Source organism: Haloarcula sp. CGMCC 1.2071, from assembly GCF_037078445.1.
Classification (GTDB): Archaea; Halobacteriota; Halobacteria; order Halobacteriales; family Haloarculaceae; genus Haloarcula; species Haloarcula amylolytica.
The window spans coordinates 1-7755 of the sequence record NZ_JAYMGY010000038.1 but is presented as its reverse complement, the minus strand read 5'-3'; the positions used below and the strand labels follow the sequence as shown (position 1 = coordinate 7755).

Annotated in this window: 9 protein-coding genes; 7 read left to right on the top strand and 2 right to left on the bottom strand. The window is 55.4% G+C overall.

All coding sequences use genetic code 11. The features are described from left to right. The first annotated feature begins 121 nt into the window (after positions 1 to 121). Entirely contained in the window at positions 122 to 1909 is a 1788-nt protein-coding gene (locus VI234_RS20975; protein ID WP_336331197.1) for a 5-methylcytosine restriction system specificity protein McrC, read from the top strand. A gap of 15 nt (positions 1910 to 1924) precedes the next feature. Here VI234_RS20975 and VI234_RS20970 read toward each other — a convergent pair whose 3' ends face one another. Together VI234_RS20970 and VI234_RS20965 are read right to left on the bottom strand one after the other, a co-directional pair. Next, positions 1925 to 2176, bottom strand: a complete 252-nt coding sequence (locus tag VI234_RS20970; protein WP_336331196.1) for a hypothetical protein — start codon at positions 2174 to 2176, stop codon at positions 1925 to 1927. Continuing rightward, positions 2173 to 2511, bottom strand: a complete 339-nt coding sequence (locus VI234_RS20965) for a hypothetical protein (RefSeq protein WP_336331195.1) — start codon at positions 2509 to 2511, stop codon at positions 2173 to 2175. The genes VI234_RS20970 and VI234_RS20965 overlap by 4 nt, the downstream gene beginning before the upstream one ends. 1060 nt (positions 2512 to 3571) lie before the next feature. On the opposite strand from VI234_RS20965, the gene VI234_RS20960 reads away from it, so the two are divergent. The 6 genes from VI234_RS20960 to VI234_RS20935 all read left to right on the top strand — a co-directional run bounded on the left by VI234_RS20960 (position 3572) and on the right by VI234_RS20935 (position 7682). Next, a complete protein-coding gene (locus VI234_RS20960; protein ID WP_336331194.1) occupies positions 3572 to 3889 on the top strand; it encodes a PadR family transcriptional regulator in 318 nt (105 codons plus the stop codon). A gap of 505 nt (positions 3890 to 4394) precedes the next feature. Next, positions 4395 to 4700: a hypothetical protein gene (locus VI234_RS20955; RefSeq protein WP_121538045.1), complete on the top strand. Its 306-nt coding sequence runs from the start codon at positions 4395 to 4397 to the stop codon at positions 4698 to 4700. Continuing rightward, positions 4700 to 4909 (top strand): hypothetical protein, encoded by a 210-nt coding sequence (locus VI234_RS20950; RefSeq protein WP_336331193.1) that lies wholly within the window; start codon positions 4700 to 4702, stop codon positions 4907 to 4909. The genes VI234_RS20955 and VI234_RS20950 overlap by 1 nt, the downstream gene beginning before the upstream one ends. A 272-nt stretch (positions 4910 to 5181) precedes the next feature. After that, positions 5182 to 6054 carry a hypothetical protein gene (locus tag VI234_RS20945; RefSeq protein WP_336331192.1) on the top strand — a complete coding sequence of 291 codons (873 nt, stop codon included), beginning with the start codon at positions 5182 to 5184 and terminating at the stop codon, positions 6052 to 6054. A gap of 563 nt (positions 6055 to 6617) precedes the next feature. Further along, positions 6618 to 6974: a hypothetical protein gene (locus VI234_RS20940; RefSeq protein ID WP_336331191.1), complete on the top strand. Its 357-nt coding sequence runs from the start codon at positions 6618 to 6620 to the stop codon at positions 6972 to 6974. A gap of 12 nt (positions 6975 to 6986) precedes the next feature. Next, positions 6987 to 7682: a DUF6338 family protein gene (locus VI234_RS20935; RefSeq protein WP_336331190.1), complete on the top strand. Its 696-nt coding sequence runs from the start codon at positions 6987 to 6989 to the stop codon at positions 7680 to 7682. Positions 7683 to 7755 lie beyond the last annotated feature (73 nt).

Genomic DNA, 7755 nt, shown 5'->3' with positions numbered 1-7755 from the left:
CTTCGAGACTGTTGACGACAAAATTAAGCAGGTGCTCTTCCTCTATCTCGCTGTCTGCTTGGGTTGACTGCACATCCTCTCCAAGCAGACGCTTACTCTAACCCGATGTGATCGACTGAAGATGGGTGGTGGGCTGCCTGACCGCATCTACATCAACGAAAAGACAACGCGGACATTTTCTGAATGTCCGCCAGAGGTCGGTAAGCAGCTACAGCGGGCAGCGTTCACAGAGCAGGGACCGAACACCTACGTCAAGACCCGTACTCCTCATGGGAGTGATACATCGCGGCCTGTCGTCACCGCAACCGTCAACGATGGAGAGCTGACTGTTTCGGCCAGTGACATCGTGGGTATTGTCGAACTTACCCCACAGACAAAACTCCAAATTGATCCCAACGTTAATTGGGAAGATATTCTCGATATGTTCCTCGCCGTACGGCAACAGCAGCGGTCATTAGAATATCAGGGCATCCCCATTGATGATTTTCTTGCGGACGATATTCAGATTCAGGATATTTTCATTGTCATTACAGTCAATTACCTCTCAGCACTCCAGCCACTGCATCGAAATGGGTTCATCCGTCAGTTTGAGACTCGTCAGTACGATGCTGTGACTGGACGTGGCCGTCTCGATGTCGAGCAAAGTATCATGAACCACCGTCAGGGCATTCCAAAACAACGGTACATCGAAAAAAACATTGACTATAATACGCCAGTCAACACCCTCATCTACGCTGCTGGGAAACAGCTCGTCCGGCTATTCCAGACTACCAATGAAGCCAGCCACGACCAATATTTCCAGATATTTTCAGAACTCAGAGAATCATTGCGGCGGCTCGAGGCTGTTGGTATCGTGCCAGATGGGATTGACCTTTCCGAACTTCGTAATGTAGATATTGGAAATCTACCCCGCCAACAGAGTTATTACCGCGATGCGCTTCAAGTATCCAAGACCATCCTTTCCTCAGCGACAGGGGAATCTCTCGCAACGGGAGAAGAGGACCTCACCATGGATTTTATTCTCGATATGGATTCTCTGTTTGAGCAGTACACGCAGATTGTGCTTGAGGAGGAATTGAGTTTCCTTCAAAATAATCCGCTTTATACTGCTCCCCAGCACTACTCTATCGAAGACAAACCAACGCTTCCTGTCTTCGAGAACGCACAGGGACATTATAAACCAGACCACGTCCTCTGGGATAAGAAGGCAGAGGATGCAGTGGCAGTTTTGGACTCAAAATACTACGCTCAAGAGCACACTCCGATCAGTGATAGCGATGCTAGAACACGGATGCTTGCGTACGCTCATCTTCTCGAAACCGATACAATGGCCTACTTGACTCCATTCGGGCCAACAGCACGCCGACGACTAGCACTCCGTGATGGCTCATTACAAGTCGTATGCCCTGTCAATGGTGATTTCTCAACTGATGCTTATCGAGACGCTGTAAGAGAATTCCTCAAACAGGTGCTTGACGTGACTGCCGTTGGCGATAATATGCCCGACCTGCAGTCCATTGCGCACTCTGAAGTGACTATTGAGACGCTTGATGACCTTGCCAGCGCAGACCCACTAGTGATTCCTGATGAAAGAGTCTCGCTCTACCTCCGGAACATTGCAAATGGAGCGATTGACTGCTCAAACCAAGTCTATCGTCAGAAAACAGAAAATGTATTCGAATGCCATGGGCCCCTGAAAGAATATGTGAGGGAAGATATTGACCAGGAAGAGACCGACATGCTTCTGCCACTATTTGTGGCTCCAGATACGGATCATCAGGTACCAGCTGAGGATGACGAGAATGGGAATTGGGACGGTGAAGCCTTAGCGGTGTATCCAATCACTACTGAACGAGGAGATGTTGCAGACATTGGTGAGCCAGAATATATCCGTCTCAACTGGGGCTAACTTTGAGAGGGTAAGTTACACCGTCGCCGCCACGTGCTGATACTCCGCCTGCGACGGCGTCGGCTGTAACGTCAACCCGGCCAACGCTAACTCCCTGAGCACTTCGGGCGGCACACCTCCGGCATCCCGAAGCACAGCATCAAGCGTCCATTCGCCGTACTGACTCGCGCTTGGCGCAAGCACGTCCCCCGATTCCGTCGCAACCTCGTCACGAATCGCCCTCGCGGCTCGCCGCACCCGCTTGCGTTCCTCAACGGTACAACTCATACTTCGATCACCCGGACAGCCTGGTCAACCAGCGACTCACCAAGCCGAACCTCGGACCAGCCACAGCACGCAGACGCCCACGCGGCGACCCATGCCCGCGGCGTCGTCGCACCATACAGCTCACCGTTGTACGTCGTCGGTTCGAGGACACCCTTCGCGGCCAGCTCATCGAGGTCGTGAACCTCCAAGACCCCGTCAGCATTGCAGATGAAGACACGATGGTCGGTCACTGCGCCGGCAAAGCGGTGTTCGTGACCGTTGGTATCAATCCCGATGAGAGTAGTCCCATACGGGAGGCCGGTACGTTCTTGTGGATTGGATTGCGTAGTTGCCATTGGTTCTTCCTGGAACCACGCGCCTCGGTGTGCCATCACCGGGGCGATCTCGTGAGAAATCGACCAGCAGCGCGTGTGTTCCTACACTTAGCTTATGTTACGCCACCGGCATAAGTATTTTCCATACAGCAAACTATAGAGAAAGTAGAAGATAATGAGTACCCGTGGAAAAGATCGATCTGTAAGTGACGAAGAGCTAATTCAGGCAATTAAACGCCATCCCGACCCGGCAGTGAAAAGTACAGAGCTTGCCGAACAGCTACCACTTACGAGTACCCGGATCAATGAACTACTCAAATCATTAGAGAGTGAGGGTATTCTCAAAAAGAAATCATTCGGCAGTGCCAACGGGTGGTGGGTATCCAGAACTCAGGATTTAGACCACTAAGTGAGTTTGTCACGGGCCGCTTCAACGACACGCTGGTGGCCTTTTGGAGTGATCCACCATAATCGTCTTCCAGATGCGGTTTTGGAGGTTACTAACCCTTCATTTTCCAGTTCGTTCAGAAGGTCGTTGACACGCTGTCGTGACAGCGGCAGCGGATCAGACACTTCACTGGTGAATAAGGCTGGATCAGCTGATAGCAAAAATTCGAGCAGAATCCGATCATCGCTGACTTTGCGGTCTGACCCTCGCTTAGCCATTCTATCTCATCTTCTACGTCGACATAAATAGTAATGTGCGATGTGATTGTAACTCGTATAGAAAAGTTTGCTGTACGGAAACACTAAGTGCGGGCAGCATAACAGTCTGAGATAGGCGACGCCACCAACACTAGCGGCGTCCCGTTGAACCCATGACAGCAGACCAGCCCACCCACGAAGAGTCGCATCGCTCGCCACCGACCAGCACTTCCGTTCATTCGGAAACCACCAGACTGCGGGACATTCGCTCACTTCCGGTCATCTTCCGGTCATCGCCTGAGCGGCCCACGAACACGCCACAGCGGCCCAGAGACGAAAATCGACCCGCGAAAATCCACTTCCGGTCACGTGCGCCCCAGACTCTTACCAAGTCACGTCCCAGCCCTGGCCAGATGCATACCGCAGGAGGCGACCGATGACTACCTACCACGAGCTGACGGGCTTCCAGCGCGATCTGCTCGAAGCCATCGCCGCCGTCGACGACGATCCCTACGGCCTCGCACTCAAGGACTACCTCGACGAGCGCTACGCCGAGCCGATCAACCACAGCCGCCTCTACCAGAACCTCGACCAGCTCACCGACAAGGGCCTCATCAACCGCGACGAGCTTGACGCCCGCACCAACGTGTATACACTGACTGACGCTGGGAGACACGAACTCAAGCACCAGGCGGAAACACTCGCAAACCTGTGTGAGCTGCCCCGGCCCGTCGCCGATGGGGGTGCACAGTAATGCCCCGACAATCAACGCAGCGCCGGTCCGCAGTAGTCAAAACGGAGGGGACAGTCGGTCAATGTTGTCAGAGGCACGGAATCACTGGGCAGGTGATTACCGACTGGTACCCTACGGTAATAATCGAAGAACTCCTACATAATCGTTGCTGTCAGGGATTCTCTCATCGTTCGATCCGTGAGCCAGTCCACCGCCAAACACGACGGCGGACCGGATCGCGTGCCTCTGACAAGATCCCAGTACAAAGTGCCCAACCTTGTGCTGGCAGTATCAGACTCAGGAGCCACCACAATTGTAATTTTCGCCTCGTTATAGATTCTGATTACATCGCGCGGCACCCCGAAAATTGGGGCCCGGACCCACGGAAGGAGGATGGGGAGATCGGAGAGCGTGTGTGGCGCTTTGATGGCGGGGACCGGATCCCATTCGACCGCTGTGGGGCGGTTTCTGAAAATACTTGTGTATTCAGGTCCACAGCCGCCCAGCCACGAGGAGGTGCGTGGGCATGACTACCCCCAGCGTCGGCGACGTGGTCGCCCCGACCGAACTCGACAGCGAGCCACATCTGCTCGTCACCGCCGTCGACGCGGCCAGCGACGATGTCACTGGAGTCCTGCTGGCGGACCTGGCCGAGGAGACCCTCCAGCGTCTTGAGGCCACGGCCGGCAATCGCCAGCGCCGCCGGGAGCTGACAACGACCATCCGCCGAGCCGAGGACCTCATGACGTTTCGTGTCCCTGTCGGCGAACTCCGCCAGCGTAACCAGCTGGCCACACAGCGCAGTGAGTCGGCCACAGGAGGGAATCGGTAATGGCCAAAGCCGACACCGATGCTGTCAAGAGCGATACAGCGCCCGCACAGGCCAGCTTGTGGCGACTCCGCTACCACGTCGGTGAGATTCAACACTACACCGAGTGGACGGCCGACTTCCCCACCATCGAGAACTACTATGACCAGTACCGTCGCGGTGACTACGCTCATGATGTCGCCATTGAGCGCCGAGCAGTGATCGAAACGTGACCCACCATAGCACCCACTCCGGTCCCAGCCACGACTGTACCCTTGCCACCAGCGGAGCGCGACCGGTGAACCCGGTGCCACGCCGGTCCGGGCGACGACAGCACACACAGACTGCTAGTCGCCGGCGCGGTGCCACGACGCAAATCCACTAGACGGAGCGGGGTTGCCACGAGCCAACCGCCGCGTCTAGAGAGCGCCAGCTACGTCACCGGTAGCCCGTGCTGTGGTCAGCACCGCTCGGTTCGATTCCGAGCACGGGTCCTGTGGTCACAATGCCACGACAAACAAACCCCAACGACGACGGCACAGCCACCGACCAAGCCCTTGCCGACCACCTCGACATAAACATCGGACAGGATGAGACGGATACCGACGAACTCCAAGCGCTTGTCAACGACCTCGACGGCGACGTGTCACCCCTCGTTTCGAGTGTTCTTGAGACGCTGGTCGCGACTATCGATGACCTCCACGAACGCGTCACCGAACTAGAAGCCGACCTCGAACAGACCCACGACGTTGCGACCACGGCGGTCGGTGACGCCGCCACGAACGACCAGCGTCTCGACGACCTCGAAGCTCAGCAGGAGACCACCCGCGATGTCGCCAAGAGTGCCATCGCCAAAGCCCAGCAACTCGAAGCCGACACCGACCAGCAGGAAGACGCCGAGCAGCTCCCCGAAGGAATCGAACCCAGCAGTTCGCCGCTGGATTTCTTCGCGAACTGCCGCCAGTCGAAAGTCAAGACCATGTTCGTCGAGCGCTCGAACCGCCAGAACACCTACCGCGCGATCAGCATCGCCAAGCGCTGGCCGGAGTTTGCCACGAAGCGAACCGACGGCAGCGGCGTCTTCATGACGAAAAACCATATAGAGACAGCCCTCACCGCCGAACTCGGGAAGGAGCCCCATCGCCAGACGATCAAGCGCGTCTGGGAGACACTGGTCGACATCGGCGGCGACGACGTCGTCGAGAAAACCCGGCAGGTCGGACGCGACCAGACGCAAACCGAGATTCTTGCGATAGATATGGCAACAGCCGAAGGACTGCTTGAAAAACGCTACGTCGGTCTCGATCTGCTGGAGAACAGCGACCACAAAGCCGCCACAGGTGGCGTCACACCCGTTGTGGTGGAGTCCACGCCCTGACCCTGTGACACATGCCGGATAGGACACGAACCGACACTGAACCAACGCTACTGGACGCGGTGGTACGTGCCCTGCCGCCGTCGACGCCGCTGTCTGCTAGCTGCAGGAACCGGGAGCGATCCCCTGTTTTCAGGAGTGTAGTGAGTGGTCGTAACACGAACGGAGCGACTACAGCGATTCTAGTAGTCACAACAGGTGTGACAGATCCATCTTGGTACTGGTCTGGGTCGCCTGCCTGTTTGAGTATAGCTGATCGGGTTTCTCTGGAACGCCTCTCATCTTGCAGAGGCTCACAAAATACGGGCGAGTTCCCTTGCCGTCAGACTAGGATTGCTCTAGTGGCTCGACCCACTCGGGAGCGCAATCATGGGTCCCGCCGTAGATCAAGTGGTCGGGATACTGGTCGTCGTCAGCCTCAACTTGAATACTTCCACACAAGATCGGTCACGTTGATATTCCCGATCGGACTAAGTTCGTGAGCATCGCTCCCTTTAGCTGTCGTCCGATTACACTTTCACCTTGCTTAGCGACGGTTTTAGTGCGTCCGCCACCCATATGCATCCATGAGTGACGATTCGGGGAGCGATTCCAGCAATGATTCTTCAAACGACTCATCTTCCACCAGAGAGGGTGCCAGTACTGAAGCACTCGCTGCTAACAAAACGCAGGATGCAAGCGCAAGCGGAGAGGTCTATCAGGCCGCAAACAGCGCCCAAAAATCCGGTAACGGAAACACTAAAAAAGCGGCGGGAATCGGATCAGAAACCAGTCAAAAATCTGGGGGCAAAACCCCATCTGGTGGCAACGAAATTCCCTCCGCCGACGAGGTATCCATCCCTAGTAGTGTCGACCCGGATGCACCTGAGAGCACCGAGGGCGACAACTCTGACGGCTCCAGTAATTCTGACAGTAACCAGTAGCCCGAAAGACGAATGGTAAGCCTTCCTGGAAGCGCGATTTTCTACGCTGTCCTCATAGCCCCCGGCTTCGTGGCCGTGATGACCGCAATATCACTGTCCGCTATCGAAAGCGATATCAAACAGTTCGTCCTCTTGATTTGGAGTCTCGTATCCAGTCTCCTGATTGATACCTTGTTTATCGCCGCGTACCAATTGTTCGTCGAACCCATTACCTCGTTTACACAGTTCCAGTCAATTCTGTTCGATCCAGCATTCCGCACCGGCTACATCCTGATCATCTTCGCAACCTCACTGTTTTTCGGGGTGTTCTACGCTACCGCTATTCTAGTTGACCTCCCCGGGGTTCTGCGAGAAATCCTTCAGTCGAAGATGCAGATCTCGTACTCCCGACGCCAGCCTTGGGAGGAGTTCCTAAAGCACGCTGATCAAGTAATGATCAAGACCAGCGATGACCAGTCGTACATTGGAGATGTTAGCGGTTGGAGTCGCGCCGGCCATGAAAAAGAACTCCGTATCAGGGACCCGCACCGGTACAACGAGAACACAAAACAGTTTGAGTCGGTCGGTGGGCCAGAACAGTTCTTCCGGGATACCGACATTCAGCGTATCACCGTGCTGAAGACTGATAACTTCCCTACAATCTGGGTGCGGGCCAAACGTAGACTCAGTACTTCACAAAGCCGGTTAGTTGAGAGGTCTGCTTGCTGAAGGTGTGTCCAATACCAAGCAAGCAGACGGTGAAATCCACGAGGACCAGCTTCTTAACTTCCTCGTCAACACG